This window comes from Enterobacter sp. CCUG 70166 (assembly GCF_020224095.1).
GTDB classification, from domain to species: Bacteria; Pseudomonadota; Gammaproteobacteria; order Enterobacterales; family Enterobacteriaceae; genus Enterobacter; species Enterobacter intestinihominis.
Genome location: NZ_NRIQ01000013.1, coordinates 43,159 through 66,282 on the forward strand (window position 1 = coordinate 43,159; position 23,124 = coordinate 66,282).

Genomic DNA, 23,124 nt, shown 5'->3' on the forward strand with positions numbered 1-23,124 from the left:
TTCTTGCTGCACACTTAGAAAGATTCATCTTTCAACACGGAGCAGCACATGTGGTATCAACAGACCCTGACCTTAAGCGCAAAACCCCGCGGATTTCACCTGGTGACGGACGAAGTCATCGGGCAAATCCGCGACCTGTCGCGCGTCAAAACGGGTTTGCTGCATCTGCTGCTTCAGCACACGTCTGCTTCTCTCACGCTCAATGAAAATTGCGATCCCACCGTCCGGTCTGACATGGAGCGGCATTTTCTGAAAACCGTCCCGGATAACGCCCCGTATGACCATGATTACGAGGGGGCGGATGATATGCCTTCGCACATCAAATCCTCTTTGCTGGGGGTCTCGTTGATGCTGCCGGTCCACAACGGACGGCTGCTGCTGGGAACGTGGCAGGGGATCTGGCTGGGAGAACATCGCATTCACGGTGGTTCGCGTAAAATTATCGCAACGCTACAAGGGGAATAAAGATGACAATTTCGGAGATACTTCAGTACTGCATGAGCAAGCCGGGCGCAGAACAGAGCGTTCACAGCGACTGGAAAGCCACGCAGATCAAAGTGGGTGATGTGTTGTTCGCGATGGTAAAAGAGGTTGAGGGACGTCCTGCGGCATCGCTGAAAACCAGTCCTGAACTGGCCGACTTACTGCGCCAGCAGCACGATGATGTCAGGCCAAGCAAGCATCTGAATAAAGCACACTGGAGTACGGTGTTTCTCGACGGCTCGCTGCCAGATTCGCAAATTTACTACCTGGTAGATGCGTCGTATCAACAGGCGGTAGAACTGCTGCCGGAAACGATCCGACAGCAGCTCTCCGTGTAACGATTACAGCAACGGTTTGAGGAAGCGCGCGGTGTGCGAGGCTTCGCACTCTGCAACGGTCTCTGGCGTACCGGAGACGAGGATTTCACCGCCGCCGCTGCCGCCTTCCGGGCCGAGATCGACAATCCAGTCCGCGGTTTTAATCACGTCCAGGTTGTGCTCAATCACCACGATGGTGTTGCCCTGATCGCGCAGCTGGTGCAGCACGTCCAGCAGCTGCTGGATATCCGCAAAATGCAGGCCGGTGGTCGGCTCGTCCAGAATGTACAGCGTCTGACCGGTACCGCGTTTGGACAGCTCACGCGCCAGCTTCACGCGCTGCGCTTCACCGCCGGACAGCGTTGTCGCTGACTGCCCCAGACGAATATAGGTCAGACCCACATCCATCAGGGTTTGCAGCTTACGCGCCAGCGCAGGGACGGCGTCAAAGAACTCGCGCGCCTCTTCGATAGTCATATCCAGCACTTCGTGGATGGTCTTGCCTTTGTACTTAATCTCCAGCGTTTCGCGGTTATAGCGCTTGCCTTTGCACTGGTCGCACGGCACGTAGATATCCGGCAGGAAGTGCATCTCAACCTTGATTACGCCGTCGCCCTGGCACGCTTCACAGCGGCCGCCGCGCACGTTAAAGCTGAAACGTCCTGGCGTGTAGCCGCGCGAACGCGCTTCCGGTACACCCGCGAAGAGTTCACGGACGGGCGTAAAGACGCCAGTATAGGTCGCCGGGTTGGAGCGCGGGGTGCGGCCAATCGGGCTCTGATCGATATCGATAACCTTGTCGAAATGCTCCAGCCCCTGAATGTCGCGGTACGGTGCAGGCTCGGCCAGCGTCGCGCCGTTCAGCGCCGTCTGCGCAATCGGGAACAGCGTATCGTTGATCAGCGTCGATTTACCGGAACCGGACACGCCGGTGATGCAGGTAAACAGCCCGACAGGCAGCGTCAGGGTCACGTCTTTCAGGTTGTTGCCACGCGCCCCGGTTAGCTTCAGCACTTTTTCCGGGTTCGCCGCCACGCGCTGTTTTGGCACTTCAATTTTGCGCTTGCCGCTCATGTACTGGCCGGTCAGCGACTCGGGCACCGCCATAATGTCTTTCAGCGTCCCTTCTGCCACCACCTGTCCGCCGTGCACGCCAGCGCCCGGGCCGATGTCGATCACGTGGTCTGCGGCGCGAATGGCGTCTTCGTCGTGCTCAACCACAATCACCGTGTTGCCAAGGTTACGCAGGTGAACCAGCGTGCCGAGCAGGCGTTCGTTGTCGCGCTGGTGCAGGCCGATAGACGGCTCATCCAGCACGTACATCACGCCGACTAAGCCCGCGCCAATCTGGCTCGCCAGGCGGATACGCTGGGCTTCACCGCCGGAGAGCGTTTCAGCCGATCGGGAAAGCGTCAGGTAGTTCAGGCCGACGTTCACGAGGAACTTGAGGCGATCGCCGATCTCTTTCAGCACTTTTTCGGCGATTTTCGCGCGCTGGCCGGAGAGCTTCAGGTTGTTGAAGAAGTCCATCGCGTGGCCGATGCTCATGTCTGAGATGGTCGGCAGCGCCGTGTTTTCGACAAACACGTGACGCGCTTCGCGACGCAGACGTGTACCCTCGCAGGTGGCGCAGGAGCGGTTGCTGATGAACTTCGCCAGCTCCTCGCGCACCGCGCTGGATTCGGTCTCTTTGTAGCGGCGCTCCATGTTGTGCAACACCCCTTCGAACGGGTGGCGACGCACGGAAGTGTCACCGCGATCGTTCATGTACTTGAACTCAATATTCTCTTTGCCGGAACCGAACAGGATCACTTTATGTACGTTCGCGCTCAGGCTGGCCCACGGGGCTTCAACGTCGAACTTATAGTGCTCAGCCAGCGATTTCAGCATCTGGAAGTAGTAAAAATTACGCTTATCCCAGCCGCGAATAGCGCCACCCGCCAGCGACAGTTCCGGGTTTTGGATCACACGGTCCGGGTCGAAATACTGCTGAACGCCCAGGCCGTCACAGGTCGGGCACGCGCCCGCCGGGTTGTTGAACGAGAACAGGCGCGGTTCCAGCTCGCGCATGCTGTAGCCGCAAATCGGGCAGGCGAAGTTGGCGGAGAAGAGCAGCTCTTCCGCTTTCGCATCGTCCATGTCTGACACCACCGCCGTGCCGCCCGACAGTTCCAGCGCCGTTTCAAAGGATTCCGCCAGACGCGTCGCCAGATCTTCACGTACCTTAAAGCGGTCAATCACCACTTCGATGGTGTGTTTCTTTTGCAGCTCCAGCTTTGGCGGATCGGACAGGTCACACACTTCGCCATCGATACGGGCGCGGATATAGCCCTGGCTTGCCAGGTTTTCCAGCGTTTTGGTGTGTTCACCCTTACGCTCTTTAATGATTGGCGCCAGCAGCATCAGGCGTTTGCCTTCCGGCTGAGACAGCACGTTATCCACCATCTGGCTGACGGTCTGGGCCGCCAGCGGAACGTCATGATCCGGACAACGCGGCTCGCCCACGCGCGCATACAGCAGACGCAGGTAGTCATGGATTTCGGTAATGGTACCGACCGTAGAACGCGGGTTATGCGATGTGGATTTCTGCTCAATGGAGATAGCAGGAGACAACCCTTCAATGTGGTCGACATCCGGTTTTTCCATCAGCGACAGGAACTGACGCGCGTACGCCGAGAGCGATTCAACGTAACGACGCTGTCCTTCGGCATACAAAGTGTCGAAAGCCAGTGAGGATTTGCCAGACCCCGAAAGCCCGGTCACGACGATGAGTTTGTCGCGAGGGATTATGAGGTTGATATTCTTGAGATTGTGGGTGCGGGCGCCCCGAACTTCGATCTTATCCATTCACCTTTCCCGGTTGGAACACGGATTGCCTGATTTGTTTGAAGGACAAACGGCTGTCAGAAACGGCTAATTATGACACAAAATGACCTGTTTGAATATACAGTATTGGAATGCATTTTCTGATTCACTGTGTAACAATGTCGAGTCCGCGAGAGAACTCTGGAACATGCTACGCAACTATCAAAGTGTCGCATGGAAATGGTACACTCGCGCGTTTACACTATTAAGAAACGTATTCAGGAGACACGAACATGGCCAGCAGAGGCGTAAACAAGGTGATTCTCGTCGGTAATCTGGGCCAGGACCCGGAAGTACGCTACATGCCGAGTGGTGGCGCAGTTGCCAACATTACGCTGGCTACTTCCGAATCCTGGCGTGATAAAGCGACCGGTGAAATGAAAGAGCAGACCGAATGGCACCGCGTTGTGCTGTTTGGCAAACTGGCTGAAGTGGCCGGTGAGTATCTGCGTAAGGGTTCTCAGGTCTATATCGAAGGCCAGCTGCGTACCCGCAAATGGACCGATCAATCCGGTCAGGAAAAATACACCACGGAAGTGGTGGTCAACGTAGGCGGCACCATGCAGATGCTGGGTGGTCGTCAGGGCAGTGGCGCACCGGCAGGTGGCGGCCAGCAGCAGGGCGGTTGGGGTCAGCCTCAACAGCCTCAGGGCGGCAATCAGTTCAGCGGCGGCGCGCAGTCTCGTCCTCAGCAGCAGTCTGCTCCGGCACCGTCTAACGAACCGCCAATGGACTTCGACGACGATATCCCGTTCTGATATCCAGACGCGTGAAACACAAAAAACCCAGACAATGTCTGGGTTTTTTTATAACAGGCTATCAGGTAATCACCATCGGCCAGTCTGGCGGAGTGTGGCTCATGGCTTCAACCATCACCACTTTAATGTTTTCCCAGACGGCGGCCATATCCACCAGCGTAATGCCGAGCAAACCTGTCGCGAACCAGCATGCGGCACCCAACCCTAACAGGGTGCTAATCACAGCAAGACCTGCGTAGTCGGACTTTCGGAACTGAATGTTTAACGTGCTGGCCAGGAACATCAAAACCGCGCTCAACAACGGCCAGCGCAGGAGCACCATGCTGGTGGTAATGGTTGCCATAAAACCCATCCTCGACAAAACAGACGAACTGGAATGAAACAATGTTTCTCGTTACATAAGATGTGTGAACTATATCACATTTGCTGTTTTATTCGCCAGTATCGTATGAGGTAAAAGTGGGTTTATAACCGGGTAAAATATATCGTACTCGCTCAGATCGGCGCTTAGCCGGAATTTTTATTTTTAATTCATTCAGATAGCGAAACCTTTGCAAAACACCCTCGGCTGTATAGCGTTTACAGCAGTATGTCTATGGATTATGCTTGTGTGGAACAATAAATGTACCCGCAAAAATAATTCATCACATTGAATTATTTGGTTTTTTTGGATTTTTATTCTTTTTTAACCCTCAGCATACTCTTTGATTTCGTGGTCTTATTCTTTTATTCAGATATGAGTTATTGCGGTTGCTCTCTCGATTAATGACCTGCGAAAAGATAATGAAAGAAAAAAGACGCGAGATTATTAACGACAGCATACAGGCTCTGCACGCCCTGGCGAAGCTGATGCCACAACTCAACGCGCAGTGTTCGCCGGTTGAAATGCTGGAAATCATCAACAGCGCACTGGGGGCAAATCTCTCGTGGGTCAGTGTCGAATCCGCAGACGGGCCGCGCGTGGTTTGTGCCGGCGACGTGACGTGTCACGCCTTCAACGTGGCGGATTTTCTTGCCAGCACCCTGTTGCAGCGGCATCACCGCGCCTGGCGCGTTATCTACTGGAAAGAGCATATTGGCCGGGCGGTATTTTCCCCTCAGCACCCGGGCTATGCGCGGCTGCAAAGCGGCGTGCTGTGTAAACTCTCAGCGCATGGCAGACAGTGCAGTGGTTATTTCTTTTTGGCTTTTAATGAAAAACTGACCTCGTTACCGATATTGAAAAATATCGTGGTGGTATTGGTCGAGAAGCTAAAAGATTATTTTGATGACATTATCGTGCGGGAAAAAACAGCGCAAGAGATGCAGCGCGTCGTCACGCAATATAAAACTTTATTTGAACGTGCTCCGGTATTGATGAACGCCTTTGACAGACATAACCGGTGTGTATTGTGGAACGCCGAATGCGAAAAAGTCTTTGGCTGGAGTATGACTGAAATCGGCGAGCACCCCGATCCGCTGGCCCTGTTTTACCCGGATCCCGAGGAGCGACAGCGCGTGCAGGAGTCGGTTCGTTTCGCACCACTTAAGGATATGTACGAATGGCACCCGGTGCGTAAAGACGGGACGCCGTTAACCATCCTCTGGTCAAACATCCTTTTACCGGATAACTCCATTCTCAATATTGGCCTCGATATCACCGAACGTAAAAAAGCAGAACAGCAGCTGACCGTCAAAGCCACCACGGACGATCTGACGGGCTGTCTGAATCGCTCGACAATTTTACAGCGGCTCAAAATGGCGCTGGCAGCCAGTTCGCCGCAGGATGTCAGTAGCCACTTCTGTCTCCTGATGTTCGATCTCGATTATTTCAAGCAGATCAACGATCGGTGGGGACATCAGGTTGGCGATGCGGCATTGATTCACTTTTGCGACCGTATTCGCGAAGTGAGCCCGGCCGGGTCGGCACTGGGACGGGTAGGAGGCGAAGAGTTTGTTCTTCTGCTGGCGCGTACGGATGGTATGGCCGCTACGTTGCTCTCTTCCCGGCTGCGTGCCGCGCTGATCTCAAAACCGCTGCATGTGGGCGATAAAACGCTGGTACTCTCTTTCAGCGCCGGGGTGGTTGAAGTCTGTCAGGGGCAACGGGATACTTCTGCCATACTGATGCGTGCCGATCAGGCATTATATGACGCCAAGCGTACGGGAAGAGGAAAAACGGTTCTGGCGTCTGATTATTTATAAATCAGCATAAGAACAAAGAGCAGGCTATTTCAGCCAACAAATTTTCCACACCTGTCGCGGGTAATTATTATCCTTATCAGAAACGAAATGAATACTTTTAGTTTGGCTTACGGGAAAATATTATCGGCATCACGAATTTTAGGATTTTTAATACCAAAAGTCAGTTGCTAACTTCCCATGATTCATGCAACGTAATCACCTGTTTATCAAAGCAGCCGGTCTTCATTGCTACAGGCGTACAACATGCAGGGATACAGAGCGGGAAATGAATCGTAGCGCGCGGCGCAAAATGCTCAAAGCGGTCGGGATTATCATGGTAGTTATGCTGCCGGTGATGCTTGCGCTATGGTTTGCCCAGCTTAGAGCTGTGTCGGAAATCAGCGCTCAGCTGCGCACGTTTGCTGAACTTGCTTTAAACAAAACTGAACGGGTTATTCAACAGGTTGATATGGCCCGGGAAGACGCAGAAAAATATCAGGGTAAAGTGTGTACGCCGGAGCATCGTCAATATATGTTGAACGTTTCCCGCGGTCGCCTTTTTGTTGCCGATTTAATTTATGCTGAAGGCCAGGACTTTCTCTGCTCGACCCTTTTTACGCCGGATCATCCTTACATCATCCCCGCTGCCAATTACACACGTAAACCCGACGTTGCTATCTATTATTTTCGCGATACACCATTTTTTAATGGTTATAAAATGATATATATGCAGCGCGGAAATTATGTCGCAGTGGTCAACCCGCTTTCGTACAGTGAGGTGATGTCAGACGATCGTTCCCTGTCGTGGGGAGTGTATGACACCGTCAGCAATGCATTCTTTTCTGTGAGTCAGAAAGCCAATATTTCTTTATTGCATTCGATGCTCCGACATCAGGAAACGACTTTTCAGAAAGATGACCGTTTTTATACGATTGTAAAATCAGAGCAGAGGCCCATTGCGGCCATCGTTTCAACCTCCAATGCCCGTTTTTATAAAACGCTTTATCATCAGGCTACTCTGACGCTACCGCTGGGGATGATTTGCAGCATTATTATTTTGCTGGTGTGGTCGCGAACACACCGTGAATTCAATTCGCCTGGCCGACTTCTGCACCGGGCGTTGAATAAACGCCAGCTGTGCGTCCATTATCAGCCCATTATTGATATAAAAAATAACCAGTGCGTGGGAGCAGAGGCGTTGTTGCGCTGGCCAGGATTCAACGGTCAGGTTATGAGCCCGGCGGAATTTATTCCCCTGGCCGAAAAAGAGGGGATGATTGAGCGCATTACGGATTACGTCGTGGAGGAGGTGTTCACCGATCTGGGCCATTTTCTTGCCGCTCACCCCGATCTGTATGTCTCGATTAACCTGTCGGCGTCGGATTTTCACTCTTCGCGTCTTATCGCCCTGATCTCCGACAAAGCCCGCTTTTACTCGGTTCGCGCGCAGCAAATAAAAATTGAGGTGGCGGAGCGGGGGTTTATTGACGTGCCGAAAACCACGCCGGTCATTCAGGCGTTTCGCCAGGCGGGGTATGAAGTGGCGATTGATGATTTCGGAACCGGCTACTCTAACCTGCATAACCTCTATTCGCTGAACGTCGATATCCTGAAAATCGACAAATCTTTTATCGATACCTTAACCACCAACAGCACCAGCCACCTGATTGCCGAGCACATCATTGAGATGGCGCAAAGCCTGCGGCTGAAAACCATTGCGGAAGGGGTCGAGACGGGGGAGCAGGTGAGCTGGCTGCTGAAGCGTGGCGTGCAGTATTGTCAGGGATGGCACTTCGCGAAAGCGATGCCGCCCCAGGCATTTATGGCCTGGCAGCAGCAACCCTTGCGTTAACACGCATTAATTGAGCTGATGGCGGTAGTCGCTCGGCGTACGGTCAAACTCGCGGCGGAAGACGCGGGAAAAGGTCTGCTGCGACACATAGCCCAGATCCATTGCGATATCAAAAATGGGCCGCTGCGTTGAGCGTAACGCCTGCGCCGCCAGCAGGAGCCTGCGCTGGCGAATGTAGTCACCCAGCGTTTGATGCATTACGGTGCGGAACATTCTCTGTAAATACCATTTCGAATAGCCCGACTTCTTAGCGACCACATCAATGTTCAACGGCTGGTCGATATGTTCATCAATCCATTCAATAAGCGTCTGAATAATTTGCTGATGCGACATAAGGTTACCCCTCTGTGGAGACATCTGTCCTGGTTGATTCGTCGTTTTCTCTGCGGGGGAGTATAATTCCTCAAGTTAACTTGAGGTAAAGAGGTTTTATGGAAAAGAGATTACCGCGCATCAAAGCGCTGTTAACCCCCGGTGAAGTGGCGAAACGAAGCGGCGTGGCGGTGTCGGCGCTCCACTTCTATGAAAGCAAAGGGTTAATAAAAAGTATCCGTAACGCCGGAAACCAGCGGCGCTATACCCGCGATGTGCTCCGCTACGTGGCGATTATCAAAATTGCGCAACGTATCGGCATCCCCCTGGCTACCATCGGCGACGCGTTCGGCGTATTGCCGGAAGGACACTCGCTGAGCGCGAAAGAGTGGAAGCAGCTGTCGTCCCAGTGGCGAGAAGAACTGGATCGTCGTATTCACACGCTGGTGGCCCTGCGCGATGAACTGGATGGCTGTATTGGTTGCGGGTGTTTATCACGTAGTGATTGTCCGCTGCGTAACCCGGGTGACAGGCTGGGCGAGCAGGGAACAGGGGCGCGGTTGCTGGAGGAGGATTGAGAGGTGTGTGCCGGGTAAGGCGCAGCCGCCACCCGGCAACAAGCATAAAGAACTAAAGCGCCACTAAGGGCGCTTTAGTTTTTTCCGGTCTTTGTCTTTCTCTCTATCCCGCTGGCTCACGGGAGGGTTTCCCCCGACATCAGTACTCCTCGTGTCGAGCTTGTGGAGGAGGTTCCGGTTTGTACTGACACTTTAATTCTATGCCCGGCCGCCGTTTTTGCCACCGGAGATGATGAGATTTTAGCCGAATTTTTTTCGTGAAGTTGTTCAGTTTTCTATAGTTAAAAAGTATGAATCACCGGAGAACATCATGCTAACGGTCCACCACCTTAACCAGTCTCGTTCCCATCGCGTCCTCTGGGCGCTGGAAGAGCTGGGTCTGACATATGAGATTGTGCGCTACCAGCGCGAAAAAACCATGCTCGCACCAGACGCGCTCAAAAAAGTGCATCCGCTGGGAAAATCCCCGGTATTGGAAGATAACGGACTGGTTCTGGCTGAATCAGGCGCGATTCTGGAATATCTTCAGGAAACGTACGATTCGGCGTCACGATTCAAACCGTTAGATCCCGCCCATAAAGTGCAGTATCGCTTCTGGCTGCATTACGCCGAAGGGTCCTTGATGCCGCTGCTGTTAATGAAGCTGGTATTTAACAGCCTCGGCAAACCCCCCGTCCCGTTTGGCCTGCGCACGCTGGGTAAGGCGCTGGGGCAGGGGGTGCAAAAAGCGTATCTCAACCGCCAGCTGGAAACGCATGCGCGCTTTATTAACGATCATCTTGCCGAAAACAGCTGGTTTGCCGGCGACACGCTGACCATGGCGGACATCCAGATGAGTTTTCCCCTCTTCGCCCTGCTGGCGAGAGGCGGCATCGACAATCTCGACCACATAGCGGCGTGGAAACAGAGAGTGGAGGCACGTCCGGGCTGGCAGACAACGCTTGCGAAAGGCGGCCCGCTGACGATACCCGGCGGGGGATGAAATGTAACGAAATTGCGCATGGACGATAACGTTTGCGCATCCTCTGCTTAATTCTTCATCGTCATGAGGCAATTTTAGCGAAAAACGAGAAAGTTCAGTTGAAAAGGGCGGGTATTAGGCTAGATAATCGTTTGCCTACATTTGACCACCCGTTTTGTAAGCGCGGAGCTAAACGTTTGCTTTTTTTGTGACGCCCCTTTCGTCGCAAACGCAGCACAAGGATTTGACGTTTCGCTGGCAGTGGAGTCTCCACCACGCTTACGGACTTTCAATAAAAATTTTCAGGGGATGTTTTCTATGTCTACGCCATCTGCGCGTACCGGCGGTTCACTTGACGCCATGTTTAAAATTTCTGCTCGCGGCAGCACCGTGCGCCAGGAAGTTGTTGCCGGTCTGACGACGTTTCTGGCGATGGTGTACTCCGTCATCGTGGTGCCGGGCATGCTCGGCAAAGCCGGTTTCCCACCAGCGGCGGTCTTCGTTGCCACCTGCCTGGTTGCGGGTGTGGGTTCGATTGTGATGGGCCTGTGGGCGAACCTGCCGCTGGCGATCGGGTGCGCCATCTCCCTGACCGCGTTTACCGCCTTCAGCCTGGTGCTGGGCCAGCATATCAGCGTCCCGGTAGCGCTCGGCGCGGTGTTCCTGATGGGTGTACTGTTCACCGTGATCTCTGCTACCGGCATCCGTAGCTGGATTTTGCGCAACCTGCCGCAGGGCGTGGCGCACGGCACCGGTATCGGCATCGGCCTGTTCCTGCTGCTGATTGCCGCCAACGGCGTGGGTCTGGTCATCAAGAACCCGCTGGATGGCCTGCCGGTTGCGCTGGGTAACTTCGCGAGCTTCCCGGTGATCATGTCGTTGGTGGGGCTGGCGGTGATCATTGGCCTGGAAAAATTGAAAGTGCCGGGCGGCATTCTGCTGACCATTATCGGCGTGTCCATCGTCGGTCTGATCTTCGACCCGTCCGTTCATTTCTCCGGGATTTTCGCCATGCCGTCGCTGAGCGATGACAACGGTAACTCCCTGATTGGCAGCCTGGATATTGTGGGCGCGCTGAATCCGGTGATCCTGCCAAGCGTGCTGGCGCTGGTAATGACCGCGGTGTTTGACGCCACCGGGACCATCCGCGCGGTGGCCGGTCAGGCTAACCTGCTGGACAAAGACGGCCAGATCATTGACGGCGGCAAAGCGCTGACCACCGACTCCCTGAGCAGCGTTTTCTCTGGTCTGGTGGGTGCAGCGCCAGCGGCAGTGTACATTGAGTCCGCAGCGGGTACGGCGGCAGGCGGCAAAACCGGCCTGACGGCTATTACCGTTGGCGTACTGTTCCTGCTGATCCTGTTCCTCTCTCCGCTCTCTTATCTGGTGCCAGCTTACGCGACCGCACCTGCGCTGATGTACGTCGGCCTGCTGATGCTGAGCAACGTGGCGAAAATCGACTTTGCTGACTTTGTTGATGCCATGTCCGGCCTGATCACCGCGGTCTTTATCGTGCTGACCTGTAACATCGTGACCGGCATTATGATCGGTTTCGCCTCGCTGGTGATTGGGCGTCTGGTCTCCGGTGAGTGGCGCAAGCTGAACATCGGTACCGTTGTCATCGCCGTTGCGCTGGTGGCGTTCTACGCGGGCGGCTGGGCAATTTAAGTTATCCATTGATGCGAAAACGGGTGGCTCAGGCCGCCCGTTTTTATTTTCAGGACTCATCCCGTTGTCTTTTACGTTACTCTGGAGAGGATAGAATAAGAGGCACGACGCCTCAGATTTGGCTTAAAAAGAAACACAGCAAACAGGGAACGCATGGAAATTTTCTTCACAATACTCATCATGACCCTTGTGGTCTCATTATCCGGGGTGGTTACACGCGTACTGCCCTTCCAGGTCCCCCTGCCTTTAATGCAAATAGCTATCGGCGCGCTGCTGGCGTGGCCGACGTTCGGTCTGCACGTGGAGTTCGATCCGGAACTGTTCCTCGTGCTGTTTATCCCGCCGCTGCTGTTTGCCGATGGCTGGAAAACGCCGACGCGCGAATTTCTTGAGCACGGGCGAGAGATCTTCGGTCTGGCGCTGGCGCTGGTGGTCGTTACCGTGGTCGGGATTGGTTTCCTGATCTACTGGGCCGTACCGGGGATCCCGCTTATACCCGCCTTTGCGCTGGCTGCCGTGCTGTCGCCGACCGACGCCGTGGCGCTGTCCGGCATTGTGGGAGAAGGGCGCATTCCTAAGAAAATCATGGGCATTTTGCAGGGCGAGGCGCTGATGAACGACGCTTCCGGCCTGGTCGCCCTGAAGTTTGCCGTGGCGGTAGCCATGGGCACCATGGTCTTTACCGTCGGCGGTGCAACCCTCGAATTCTTCAAGGTGGCGATTGGCGGTATCCTCGCAGGCTTTGTTGTAAGCTGGCTGTACGGTCGTTCGCTGCGCTTCCTTAGCCGCTGGGGCGGCGATGAACCGGCGACGCAGATCGTCCTGCTGTTCCTGCTGCCGTTCGCCTCTTACCTGATTGCCGAACATATCGGCGTGTCGGGCATTCTGGCGGCGGTAGCTGCGGGGATGACCATCACCCGCTCCGGCGTGATGCGCCGGGCGCCACTGGCGATGCGTCTGCGCGCGAACAGTACCTGGGCGATGCTCGAGTTTGTCTTTAACGGCATGGTGTTCCTGCTGTTGGGCCTGCAACTGCCGGGCATTATGGAATCTTCGCTGATCGCGGCCGAAGCGGATCCAAACGTTGAAGTCTGGATGCTGTTTACCGATATCGTACTCATCTACCTTTCGCTGATGCTGGTGCGTTTCGGCTGGCTGTGGACGATGAAGAAGTTCAGCGTTCGCTTCCTGACCAAAAAGCCGATGGAGTTCGGCTCCTGGACCACGCGCGAGCTGCTGATTGCCTCTTTCGCGGGCGTTCGCGGGGCGATCACCCTTGCTGGTGTGCTCTCCATTCCTCTGCTTCTGCCGACGGGCGACGTCTTCCCGGCGCGCTACGAGCTGGTGTTCCTGGCGGCGGGCGTGATCCTCTTCTCCCTGTTTGTCGGCGTAATTATGCTGCCGATTCTGCTGCAGCATATTGATGCGGGTGACACCTCGCAGCAGCATAAGGAAGAGCGGATTGCCCGTGCGGCGACGGCGGAAGTAGCGATTGTCGCCATCGAGAAGATGGAGGAGCGTCTGGCCGCCGATGCCGAAGAGAACATTGATAACCAGCTGCTGAAGGAAGTCAGTTCACGCGTGATCGGTAATTTGCGTCGCCGTGCTGACGGACGTAACGACGTGGAAAGTTCGTTGCAGGAAGAGAACCTCGAGCGCCGTTTCCGCCTGGCGGCGCTGCGCTCCGAGCGTGCCGAGCTGTATCACCTGCGCGCGACGCGGCAGATCAGCAACGAGACGCTGCAAAAGCTGCTGCACGATCTGGATCTGCTGGAAGCGTTGTTGATAGAGAATCAGTAGCGCTGTAATTGCCCGGTGGCGCTGCGCTTACCGGGCCTACGTGCTCGATCGGTTCCCTCTCCCTATGGGCTGAGGGATCCCCAGTAATTTTTTTATGCAGAAGCAATAAAGTTGCTTTCTAAATGACTGAGGGCTGTCAGCGATGCCCTGGTCCGGCTGTAAATCGCTGAGGCGTTTCCTGCAGGCCGGGGCGAGGCGCAGGGATGCGCCGAGAGGGCGGCTTTACAGGGACGTTGCCTCCGCCCGTACCCGATAAGCCGGAAGGAATAAGCCGAGGGCACCGCGAAGCGGCGATTTACCGCCGGGAGCCCGGGTCGCNNCTCAGCCCACAGGGAGAGGGTTAGGTTAGGGTACCCAAAACCCCTCACAGCATTGCAACCACGCCTGTGTGCTGTGCGACAGATACACCCCTTCACGCCAGATCATCCCTAACTGCCAGTGCAGATCGCTCTCCAGCGGGATCCAGCGCAGCGTGTTTTTATCCAGCCGCTCGCAGATCGGCTGCGGCAGAATGGCTATCCCCACGCCCGCCTGTACCATCGCTGCCAGAAAATCCCACTGGCCGCTGCGCACCGCAATGCGCGGCTTTACGTTGTGCTGGTTGAACAGCGCCATCAGCTGGCGGCTTAAGGCGAAATCTTCGTTGTAAATCAGCAGCGGGTGTTCGCCGAGCAGCTCGGGTTTTACTGATTCAATCTTCAGCCAGTCGCCGGAGCGCGGCACCAGCACGCACAGCGGGTGGCTGAACAGCGGCAGCGTTGCCAGCCCGCTCTCTTCTTCCACGGGAAGGGCCGTCATGGCCACGTCCAGTTCACCGTTCATCACCGCCTGCTGCACGGTCAGGCCGCCAAATTCAGAAATTTTTAGCTCAACGCCGGGATAGCGCTGGCGAAACAGGCTAATCGGCCCGGCCATCATCATGCCGACCATCGGCGGAATGCCGAGCCGCAGCAGCCCTTTTGTCAGGTGGTTGATGTCCCCAAGCTCGGCCTCCAGCTGGCGGAACTCCGCCAGAATTGCCAGCCCGCGCTCGAACACTACGCGACCGGTATCGGTCAGTAGCAGCTTGCGCCCGTCGCGGATCAGCAGGGTACAGTTCAGCTCATCTTCGAGGTTTTTCAGCATCTTACTGATGGTAGGCTGGGTTACGAATAACTTCTCCGCTGCGCGGGTAAAACTTTGCTGGCGAACCACCTCGACAAAATAGCGCAGCGTTCTTATGTCCATGATTATTCCTCGAAACTATACCTTCGATGATTTTAATTCATTTCAGTCGATACCGTACGCTCACTATACTGGCGCCTCGTCTCATTTCTGAGGAAAACCCCCATGGCCGTGGCGTTAAGCCGTGTTACGCCTGCCGTTGTTCAACGACTCCAGGTACCGGTTCAGGTACTGCTCTACGCGGGACTGTTTGTTTTTGCTGAATATCTTGTCGACTGGCTGAACCTGCCTTTACCCGCCAACCTGGTGGGAATGGTGCTGATGCTGACGCTGATCCTCTGTCGCGCGTTGCCCCTTAGCTGGGTGCGGGCCGGTGCGCGCTGGCTGCTGGCGGAGATGCTGCTGTTCTTCGTTCCGGCCGTGGTGGCGGTGGTGAATTATGCGCAACTGCTGATGGTCGACGGCTGGCGCATCTTTGCGGTTATCGCCCTGAGCACGCTGATGGTGCTGGGCGCCACCGCCTGGGTGGTGGATAAAGTGTATCGCTTTGAAATCAGCAGGCAGAAGCATGACTAACTTTCAGATAAGCGTGCTATGCCTGATTGCGACAGTCGTCATTTACTTTGCCAACAAGCGCCTGTATCGCCGCTTTCGCACGCTGCCGCTGATGCCGCTGGTCTTTACGCCGATCCTGCTGGTGCTGATGCTGGTCTTCGGCCATATCTCCTGGCAGAACTACATTGGTGAATCCCACTGGCTGCTGTGGCTGCTCGGCCCGGCGACTATCGCCTTTGCGGTGCCGGTGTATGACAACCTGGCAATTATTAAACGCCACTGGATGTCGCTCAGCGCGGGAGTCGTCACCGCGACGGTAGTGGCGGTGTGCAGCTCGGTCTGGCTGGCGCGGCTGTTTACCCTGTCTGATGAAATCCAGCGCAGCCTGGCGGTACGCTCGGTGACCACACCGTTCGCGCTGGCGGCGGCTAAACCGCTCGGCGGACAGCCGGATCTGGTGGCGCTGTTTGTGGTGGTGACCGGCGTGTTCGGCATGGCAGTGGGGGATGTGCTGTTTCTGCGCCTTTCCATTCGCGAAGGGATGGCGAAAGGGGCAGGGTTTGGCGCGGCGTCGCACGGGGCGGGGACGGCACGTTCGTATGAGCTGGGACAGCAGGAAGGCGTTGTTGCAAGCCTGGTGATGATGCTCTCGGGCGTGACAATGGTATTAATCGCGCCGCTGGTAGCGTGGGTGATGTTTTAAGTTCCCCGGCCAGAGCGACCGGGGAGAAAAGGTTTAGTGCGCGCGGCCTTGCTCAACACCCAGGCCGGTTTGCGAGCGGATAAACTGGGCGCGGAATTTCTCACGCTCCAGGTTACCCTCCGGCGAGTTGTCGGTCGCTGAGAAGAACCAGATCCCGATAAACGCCACGGCAATGGAGAACAGCGCCGGGTATTCATACGGGAAGATAGCGCTTTCGTGACCGAGGATCTGCACCCAGATGGTCGGGCCGAGGATCATCAGAATCACCGCCGTCAGCAGCCCCAGCCAGCCGCCAATCATAGCCCCACGGGTGGTCAGTTTTGACCAGTACATGGAGAGCAGAATGATCGGGAAGTTACAGCTTGCCGCAATCGAGAAGGCCAGCCCCACCATAAAGGCGATGTTCTGCTTCTCGAACAAAATCCCCAGCAGGATGGCGACGACGCCCAGCACCAGTACGGTGATTTTGGAGACTTTCAGCTCATCGCGCTCGCTTGCGCCTTTGCGGAAAACGTTGGCGTAGAGATCGTGCGATACCGCAGACGCACCAGCCAACGTCAGCCCGGCAACCACCGCGAGGATGGTGGCGAAGGCCACGGCAGAGATAAAGCCGAGGAACAGGTTACCGCCTACCGCGTCGGCCAGATGCACCGCCGCCATGTTGTTACCGCCGATAAGCGCGCCCGCCGCGTCTTTAAACGCCGGGTTTGCCCCCACCAGCATGATCGCGCCAAAGCCGATGATAAAGGTCAGTATGTAGAAGTAGCCCATAAACCCGGTGGCGTAGAACACGCTTTTACGCGCTTCACGTGCATCAGACACCGTGAAGAAACGCATCAGGATATGCGGCAGGCCAGCGGTACCGAACATCAGGCCGAGACCGAGCGAGAGCGCGGATATCGGATCTTTCACCAGCCCGCCCGGACTCATGATCGCTTCCCCTTTCGGGTGCACTGACATGGCTTCGGTAAACAGATTATTGAAGCTGAACCCGACGTGCTTCATCACCATAAAGGCCATAAAGCTGGCGCCGAACAGCAGCAGTACCGCTTTGATGATCTGTACCCAGGTGGTGGCCAGCATGCCGCCGAACAGGACGTACATCACCATCAGCACGCCTACCAGCACCACCGCGACGTGGTAGTTCAGACCGAACAGCAGCTCGATCAGTTTGCCCGCGCCGACCATCTGGGCGATGAGATAGAGCGCCACCACCACCAGCGAACCGCAGGCGGAGAGCATGCGGATGGGGCCTTGTTTGAGGCGGTATGAAGCTACGTCTGCAAAGGTGTAGCGGCCAAGGTTACGCAGGCGCTCGGCAATCAGGAACAGAATGATCGGCCAGCCGACGAGGAAGCCGAGGGAGTAGATCAGGCCGTCATACCCCGAGGTATAAACCAGCGCGGAGATCCCGAGGAACGAGGCGGCAGACATAAAGTCTCCCGCAATCGCCAGCCCGTTCTGGAAGCCGGTAATGTTGCCGCCCGCGGTGTAGTAATCGTTACGGGAGCGCACGCGTTTCGACGCCCAGTAGGTGATGTAAAGCGTTAGCACCACGAAAATCAGGAACATGATAATCGCCTGCCAGTTGGTTGGCTGGCGCTGGACCTCGCCGGTAAGGGCATCTGCCGCATGGGCAGCAAAGGGAAGTGTGGCGGCAAGCGCCGTCAGGACTCGCTTCATGATGCTTTTACCTCGCGCAGAACTTCTCTGTTAAGACGATCGAATTCACCGTTCGCACGCCAGACATACACACCTGTCAGCACAAACGAAATAACGATAACGCCAATGCCAATTGGGATGCCGCGCGTAACGCTGGTTCCGGCGTGCAGCGGCGTACCGAGCCACTGCGGCGCAAAGGCGATCAGCAGAATAAAGCCGACGTAAATAACCAGCATGATGATGGAAAGGATAAAGGCAAACCGTTGCCGTTTTTCGACGAGCTCCCTGTAGTGCGCACTATTCTCTATCTGCTGACAAATATCGTTATTCATCACAGAGTCTCCAAAGGTAAGGTTGGTTTGTTTTTATCCCCTCTCCCCTATGGGGAGAGGGTTAGGGTGATGGAAGGAAGGTGCGGTCTGATGCCCTCACCCCGGCCCTCTCCCACGGGGAGAGGGAGAAAACACTAGGAAGGCATTGCGATGGCCTGCTTCTCTTCGAGCAGTTTGTCCACCACGCCAGGATCGGCAAGCGTTGAGGTATCACCGAGGTTGCTGGTGTCGCCTGCTGCGATTTTGCGCAGAATACGACGCATAATCTTGCCGGAACGGGTTTTCGGCAGTGAGTCGGTCCAGTGCAGCACGTCCGGCGTGGCCAGCGGGCCGATCTCTTTACGCACCCAGTTGCGCACCTCGGTATACAGCTCTGGCGACGGCTCCTCGCCGTGGTTCAGGGTGACGTAGGCGTAGATCGCCTGGCCTTTGATATTGTGAGGAATGCCGACAACTGCCGCTTCGGCAATCTTCGGATGCGACACCAGCGCAGACTCAATCTCCGCCGTGCCCAGACGGTGGCCGGAAACATTCAGCACGTCGTCCACGCGTCCGGTGATCCAGTAATAACCGTCTTCGTCCCGGCGCGCGCCGTCGCCGCTGAAGTACATGTTTTTAAAGGTCGAGAAGTAGGTCTGCTCGAAGCGCTCATGGTCGCCGAACAGGGTACGCGCCTGGCCAGGCCAGGAATCGACGATCACCAGGTTGCCTTCGGTGGCCCCTTCCTGCGGATTGCCTTCGTTGTCCACCAGCGCGGGCTGCACGCCGAAGAACGGACGGGTGGCCGAACCGGCTTTCAACTGCGTGGCGCCCGGCATCGGGGTGATCATGAAGCCGCCGGTTTCGGTCTGCCACCAGGTGTCCATCACCGGGCACTTCTCGTTGCCGATCTTCTTCCAGTACCACTCCCAGGCTTCCGGGTTGATCGGCTCGCCCACGGAACCGAGGATGCGCAGGGAAGAGCGGTCGGTCCCTTCGATGGCTTTATCGCCTTCCGCCATCAGCGCACGGATCGCCGTTGGCGCGGTGTAGAGAATGTTGACCTGATGCTTATCGACCACCTGGCACATACGCGCCGGCGATGGCCAGTTAGGTACGCCTTCAAACATCAGCGTCGTTGCGCCGCAGGCCAGCGGGCCGTACAGCAGGTAGCTGTGACCGGTGACCCAGCCCACGTCGGCGGTACACCAGTAGATGTCGCCCGGATGGTAGTCGAAAACGTATTTAAAGGTGGTGGCCGCGTAAACCAGATAGCCGCCGGTGGTATGCAGCACGCCTTTCGGCTTACCAGTGGATCCGGAGGTATAAAGGATAAACAGCGGATCTTCCGCGTTCATCTCTTCCGGCTGATGCTGGTCGCTCGCGTTTTCAATCAGATCGCTCCACCACAGGTCTCGGCCTTCGTGCCAGTCGATGTTGCCACCCGTGCGTTTGAAGACAATGACGTTATGGATGGATTTCACGTTCGGGTTTTTCAGCGCTTCATCGACGTTTTTCTTCAGCGGAATGCCGCGCCCGGCACGCACGCCCTCGTCAGCGGTGATCACCAGCTTTGAGTTCGAGTCGACGATACGTCCGGCAACCGCCTCCGGCGAGAAGCCACCAAAAATAACGGAGTGGATCGCGCCGATGCGCGCGCAGGCCAGCATAGCCACCGCGGCTTCCGGCACCATCGGCATATAGATCGCCACCACATCGCCTTTTTTAATGCCCTGGGCCAGCAGCACGTTGGCGAAGCGGCAGACGTCGCGATGAAGCTCTTTATATGAGATGTGTTTGCTCTGAGAGGCATCGTCGCCTTCCCAGATAATGGCCGTTTCGTTGCCGCGTTCGGCAAGATGGCGGTCCAGGCAGTTCGCCGCCAGGTTCAGCGTGCCGTCTTCATACCATTTAATGGAGACGTTGCCCGGCGCGAAAGAGGTGTTCTTTACCTTCTGATAAGGTTTGATCCAGTCGAGGATGTGGCCCTGTTCACCCCAGAATGCGTCAGGGCTGGAAATGGACTGCTGGTATTTCTCCTGGTACTGCTCCGGGCTTATCAGGCAACGGTCCGCAATGTTTGCGGGAATGTCGTGTTTGTGTATTTGGCTCATGGCTTTTTTTCTCCTTGTAAGATGTTAATAATATGTCGCAAAAACGTTAATAGTAGGGGCTTTACAAGCTTTGTTTAGTATTTGGGCGACAGATCACGCAATGTCTGAAGAGTATGAAAATTGAGCGAATGAAACTTTGAAGGGAAATAATTCATCTGAAGAATTATTCACTTTTTTGTTTGTAAAAGTTTTTTCATAACAATCGGTTATTGATGTGGATTGCTATTAATTACCGTCAATGACGCTTTTTGCAGTGAAATGCCTTGTTCTTTAAGGCTTGCGCAGCATGCCGTGCAAATGATACTCATACGGCGCGTTAAAAAATCCCATAAACCAACGCAACACAATTCATACCCTTTCAGTATGTCTCCATATTCATGCAGTTTTGCTGGTGCGGAGATTTCATTGAGGAAGTCAGTTTCTATGAAAAATTTGAAAGTCAGCCTGGCCTGGCAGATCCTGCTGGCCCTTGTGCTGGGCATCTTGCTGGGCAGTTACCTCCATTACCATAGCGACAGCCGCGAGTGGCTGATTGCGAACCTTCTCTCGCCAGCGGGCGATATCTTTATTCATCTGATCAAGATGATTGTTGTGCCGATTGTGATCTCGACGCTGGTGGTCGGTATTGCCGGGGTAGGTGATGCGAAACAGTTAGGCCGCATCGGCGTTAAAACCATTCTCTATTTCGAAGTGATCACCACGGTTGCCATCATTCTTGGTATCACCCTGGCGAACGTGTTCCAGCCAGGTTCCGGGATTGATATGTCGCAGCTGGCGACGGTGGATATTTCGAAATATCAAAGCACCACCGCCGACGTGCAGAGCCATTCGCACGGTCTGATGGGCACAATTCTGTCACTGGTGCCGACCAACATTATCGCGTCAATGGCGAAGGGCGAGATGCTGCCGATCATCTTCTTCTCGGTGCTCTTTGGTCTGGGGCTTTCTTCCCTGCCCGCGACGCACCGTGAACCGCTGGTAACGGTGTTCCGCTCTATCTCTGAAACCATGTTCAAAGTTACCCACATGGTGATGCGCTATGCGCCGGTGGGTGTTTTTGCGCTGATCGCCGTAACCGTGGCGAACTTCGGCTTTGCTTCCCTGTGGCCGTTGGCGAAGTTGGTGATTCTGGTGCACTTCGCGATCCTGTTCTTTGCGCTGGTAGTGCTGGGGATTGTGGCGCGCCTGTGCGGGCTGAGCATCTGGATCCTAATCCGCATTCTGAAAGATGAGCTGATTCTGGCGTACTCCACGGCAAGCTCCGAGAGCGTGCTGCCGCGTATCATTGAGAAGATGGAGGCCTACGGTGCACCGGCGTCCATTACCAGCTTCGTTGTACCGACCGGTTACTCCTTCAACCTGGATGGTTCAACGCTGTATCAGAGTATTGCGGCAATCTTTATCGCTCAGCTGTACGGCATTGACCTGTCGCTGTGGCAGGAAATCGTGCTGGTGTTGACCCTGATGGTGACCTCAAAGGGTATCGCAGGCGTGCCGGGCGTCTCCTTCGTGGTGCTGCTGGCGACGCTGGGCAGCGTCGGTATTCCGCTGGAAGGCCTGGCGTTTATCGCCGGTGTGGACCGTATCCTCGACATGGCGCGTACCGCGCTGAACGTGGTGGGTAATGCGCTGGCGGTGCTGGTAATCTCCAAGTGGGAACACAAGTTCGACCGTAAAAAAGCGCTGGCGTATGAACGCGAGGTGCTGGGTCGTTTTGATAAAACGGCTGACCAGTGATGTAAAAATGCCGGGTGGCGGCTTCGCCTTACCCGGCCTACATAACCGTAGGCCCGGTAAGCGCAGCGCCACCGGGCAATAATTCACTCCCCGCTCAACGCATCAAACTCTTCACACCCGGTATCAAACCCTTCCGTACAGCTCAGGTTTAACCAGTAAAGCGCTTTCTGTTTATTCGGTGTGATAAAGCCTTTCTCACCCTGCCTGAACAGCATGCCTGCCCAGTACTCCGCATAGCCCGTCCTGGACAGAGCCGAACTCCGCTTGAACCACGCCGCAGCCTGCACGTCATCCTGAGGGACTTCAACGCCGTTGGCATAGATCAGCCCCAGCAGCTGTTGCGCGTCTACCGCCGAGTCGCTATCGATGTCTTCGGTCGCCGTTTGCAGCAGTTTAATGGCCTGCGGGTAGTCGGTCTTGCCTGCTTGCGTGTTCACCAGCACCCGCGCCAGCATGATCGCGCCGCGTTTGCTGCCCGCAATGTTTGCCTGTTGGGCCAGAGCTTTGGCCTGTGCGTAGTCGCCCTGCGTAAAGAGGATTTGCGACAGCAGCGCCATGGCGTCGACATTGCCGCCTTTCGCCGCTTTCTCGGCCCACAGCGCGGCCTGCTTGCTGTCGCCGGAGCTGAAGTACGTATCGGCAAGATAATACTGGGCGCGCGCATCACCGGCTTCCGCCTGTTTTCGATACTGGCTGCCTATCTCATCGGCACGGGCAAAGGCGGTTAAAAATAACAACAACAGAAAAATGGCTTTCATGGATTCTTATCATCGGGGTACATGCCGCGCAGTATAATCGCGGTGACAGAAGAAAAAAACGGGTGCGTTAAGACCTCAGCATCCCACAAGCCGGGCGGAACACGCGTTCCACCCGAAGAGGTTAGCCTGCGTTACAGGCTAATTTCGCCGCCACCTCCTGATGTTCACTCTTTATTGAAAACTCACATAACTTACCGCGAGTAATAAAGGTAAAGATCACTATCGTCAGGCAAATAATAAAAACGATGCCTAACGCAGTTTTTAATGGCGTCATGCCTTTTACTCCTTGTGAAAAAAAGAATAAGAGGCTACTCTCAACTTGTTGGGGTTGAGGGGTAGCCTCGGTTGTACTGACCCCAAAAA

The 23,124-nt window shown here is 55.5% G+C and carries 21 protein-coding genes; 12 read left to right on the forward strand and 9 right to left on the reverse strand.

Features of this window, described 5'->3' with window-relative positions; genetic code table 11:
• Positions 1-48 precede the first annotated feature (48 nt).
• Together CKK19_RS06725 and CKK19_RS06730 are read left to right on the forward strand one after the other, a co-directional pair.
• Entirely contained in the window at positions 49-465 is a 417-nt protein-coding gene (locus CKK19_RS06725; RefSeq protein WP_023305263.1) for a secondary thiamine-phosphate synthase enzyme YjbQ, read from the forward strand.
• A gap of 2 nt (positions 466-467) precedes the next feature.
• On the forward strand, positions 468-821 hold the full coding sequence (locus tag CKK19_RS06730) for an MmcQ/YjbR family DNA-binding protein (RefSeq protein WP_006810472.1): 354 nt from the start codon (positions 468-470) through the stop codon (positions 819-821).
• 3 nt (positions 822-824) lie between these two features.
• Here the strand turns inward: CKK19_RS06730 and uvrA are convergent, their stop codons facing one another.
• Positions 825-3,647: an excinuclease ABC subunit UvrA gene (gene uvrA / locus CKK19_RS06735; RefSeq protein WP_003860287.1), complete on the reverse strand. Its 2,823-nt coding sequence runs from the start codon at positions 3,645-3,647 to the stop codon at positions 825-827.
• A 251-nt stretch (positions 3,648-3,898) separates the two neighbouring features.
• Between uvrA and ssb1 the strand changes: the two genes are divergently transcribed.
• Positions 3,899-4,423 (forward strand): single-stranded DNA-binding protein SSB1, encoded by a 525-nt coding sequence (gene ssb1, locus CKK19_RS06740; RefSeq protein WP_045620928.1) that lies wholly within the window; start codon positions 3,899-3,901, stop codon positions 4,421-4,423.
• 61 nt (positions 4,424-4,484) lie between these two features.
• Here the strand turns inward: ssb1 and CKK19_RS06745 are convergent, their stop codons facing one another.
• Positions 4,485-4,766, reverse strand: a complete 282-nt coding sequence (locus CKK19_RS06745; RefSeq protein ID WP_022646751.1) for a YjcB family protein — start codon at positions 4,764-4,766, stop codon at positions 4,485-4,487.
• Positions 4,767-5,206: 440 nt separating this feature from the next.
• Here CKK19_RS06745 and CKK19_RS06750 point away from each other — a divergent pair, with 440 nt between their 5' ends.
• Both CKK19_RS06750 and CKK19_RS06755 read left to right on the forward strand, forming a co-directional pair.
• Positions 5,207-6,607 (forward strand): sensor domain-containing diguanylate cyclase, encoded by a 1,401-nt coding sequence (locus CKK19_RS06750; protein ID WP_063854130.1) that lies wholly within the window; start codon positions 5,207-5,209, stop codon positions 6,605-6,607.
• Between the two features lie 265 nt (positions 6,608-6,872).
• Complete coding sequence (locus CKK19_RS06755; protein ID WP_225455079.1) at positions 6,873-8,438, forward strand: EAL domain-containing protein; 1,566 nt, start codon at positions 6,873-6,875, stop codon at positions 8,436-8,438.
• 6 nt (positions 8,439-8,444) lie between these two features.
• Here the strand turns inward: CKK19_RS06755 and soxS are convergent, their stop codons facing one another.
• On the reverse strand, positions 8,445-8,771 hold the full coding sequence (gene soxS, locus CKK19_RS06760) for a superoxide response transcriptional regulator SoxS (RefSeq protein ID WP_003860277.1): 327 nt from the start codon (positions 8,769-8,771) through the stop codon (positions 8,445-8,447).
• A gap of 98 nt (positions 8,772-8,869) precedes the next feature.
• Between soxS and soxR the strand changes: the two genes are divergently transcribed.
• From soxR to CKK19_RS06780, 4 genes are all read left to right on the forward strand, one after another.
• A complete protein-coding gene (gene soxR / locus CKK19_RS06765; RefSeq protein ID WP_003860275.1) occupies positions 8,870-9,328 on the forward strand; it encodes a redox-sensitive transcriptional activator SoxR in 459 nt (152 codons plus the stop codon).
• A 310-nt stretch (positions 9,329-9,638) separates the two neighbouring features.
• Positions 9,639-10,310: a glutathione S-transferase family protein gene (locus CKK19_RS06770; protein WP_022646756.1), complete on the forward strand. Its 672-nt coding sequence runs from the start codon at positions 9,639-9,641 to the stop codon at positions 10,308-10,310.
• A 297-nt stretch (positions 10,311-10,607) separates the two neighbouring features.
• Complete coding sequence (gene ghxP, locus CKK19_RS06775) at positions 10,608-11,957, forward strand: guanine/hypoxanthine transporter GhxP (protein ID WP_022646757.1); 1,350 nt, start codon at positions 10,608-10,610, stop codon at positions 11,955-11,957.
• A 153-nt stretch (positions 11,958-12,110) separates the two neighbouring features.
• The gene (locus tag CKK19_RS06780; protein ID WP_022646758.1) at positions 12,111-13,757 is read left to right on the forward strand and encodes a Na+/H+ antiporter; all 1,647 of its coding nucleotides are present in this window, start codon (positions 12,111-12,113) and stop codon (positions 13,755-13,757) included.
• A gap of 345 nt (positions 13,758-14,102) precedes the next feature.
• Here the strand turns inward: CKK19_RS06780 and CKK19_RS06785 are convergent, their stop codons facing one another.
• Positions 14,103-14,984: a LysR family transcriptional regulator gene (locus tag CKK19_RS06785; RefSeq protein WP_225455080.1), complete on the reverse strand. Its 882-nt coding sequence runs from the start codon at positions 14,982-14,984 to the stop codon at positions 14,103-14,105.
• Between the two features lie 102 nt (positions 14,985-15,086).
• Between CKK19_RS06785 and CKK19_RS06790 the strand changes: the two genes are divergently transcribed.
• Positions 15,087-15,497, forward strand: a complete 411-nt coding sequence (locus CKK19_RS06790) for a CidA/LrgA family protein (RefSeq protein ID WP_022646760.1) — start codon at positions 15,087-15,089, stop codon at positions 15,495-15,497.
• Complete coding sequence (locus CKK19_RS06795) at positions 15,490-16,179, forward strand: LrgB family protein (protein WP_022646761.1); 690 nt, start codon at positions 15,490-15,492, stop codon at positions 16,177-16,179. The genes CKK19_RS06790 and CKK19_RS06795 overlap by 8 nt, the downstream gene beginning before the upstream one ends.
• A 33-nt stretch (positions 16,180-16,212) precedes the next feature.
• Here the strand turns inward: CKK19_RS06795 and actP are convergent, their stop codons facing one another.
• From actP to acs, 3 genes are all read right to left on the reverse strand, one after another.
• A complete protein-coding gene (actP, locus tag CKK19_RS06800) occupies positions 16,213-17,862 on the reverse strand; it encodes a cation/acetate symporter ActP (RefSeq protein WP_023299099.1) in 1,650 nt (549 codons plus the stop codon).
• Complete coding sequence (locus CKK19_RS06805; protein ID WP_022646763.1) at positions 17,859-18,173, reverse strand: DUF485 domain-containing protein; 315 nt, start codon at positions 18,171-18,173, stop codon at positions 17,859-17,861. Before CKK19_RS06805 ends, actP begins: the two co-directional genes overlap by 4 nt.
• Positions 18,174-18,307: 134 nt before the next feature.
• A complete protein-coding gene (gene acs / locus CKK19_RS06810; protein WP_225455081.1) occupies positions 18,308-20,266 on the reverse strand; it encodes an acetate--CoA ligase in 1,959 nt (652 codons plus the stop codon).
• Positions 20,267-20,689: 423 nt separating this feature from the next.
• On the opposite strand from acs, the gene gltP reads away from it, so the two are divergent.
• Positions 20,690-22,003 carry a glutamate/aspartate:proton symporter GltP gene (gltP, locus tag CKK19_RS06815; protein ID WP_022646765.1) on the forward strand — a complete coding sequence of 438 codons (1,314 nt, stop codon included), beginning with the start codon at positions 20,690-20,692 and terminating at the stop codon, positions 22,001-22,003.
• A gap of 83 nt (positions 22,004-22,086) precedes the next feature.
• On the opposite strand, the gene CKK19_RS06820 is transcribed toward gltP, so the two are convergent.
• Both CKK19_RS06820 and CKK19_RS06825 read right to left on the reverse strand, forming a co-directional pair.
• Positions 22,087-22,761: a tetratricopeptide repeat protein gene (locus CKK19_RS06820; protein WP_038415085.1), complete on the reverse strand. Its 675-nt coding sequence runs from the start codon at positions 22,759-22,761 to the stop codon at positions 22,087-22,089.
• A 121-nt stretch (positions 22,762-22,882) separates the two neighbouring features.
• Positions 22,883-23,035, reverse strand: coding sequence for a Hok/Gef family protein (locus CKK19_RS06825; protein ID WP_023299102.1), 153 nt, complete (start codon positions 23,033-23,035; stop codon positions 22,883-22,885).
• Between the last annotated feature and the right edge of the window lie 89 nt (positions 23,036-23,124).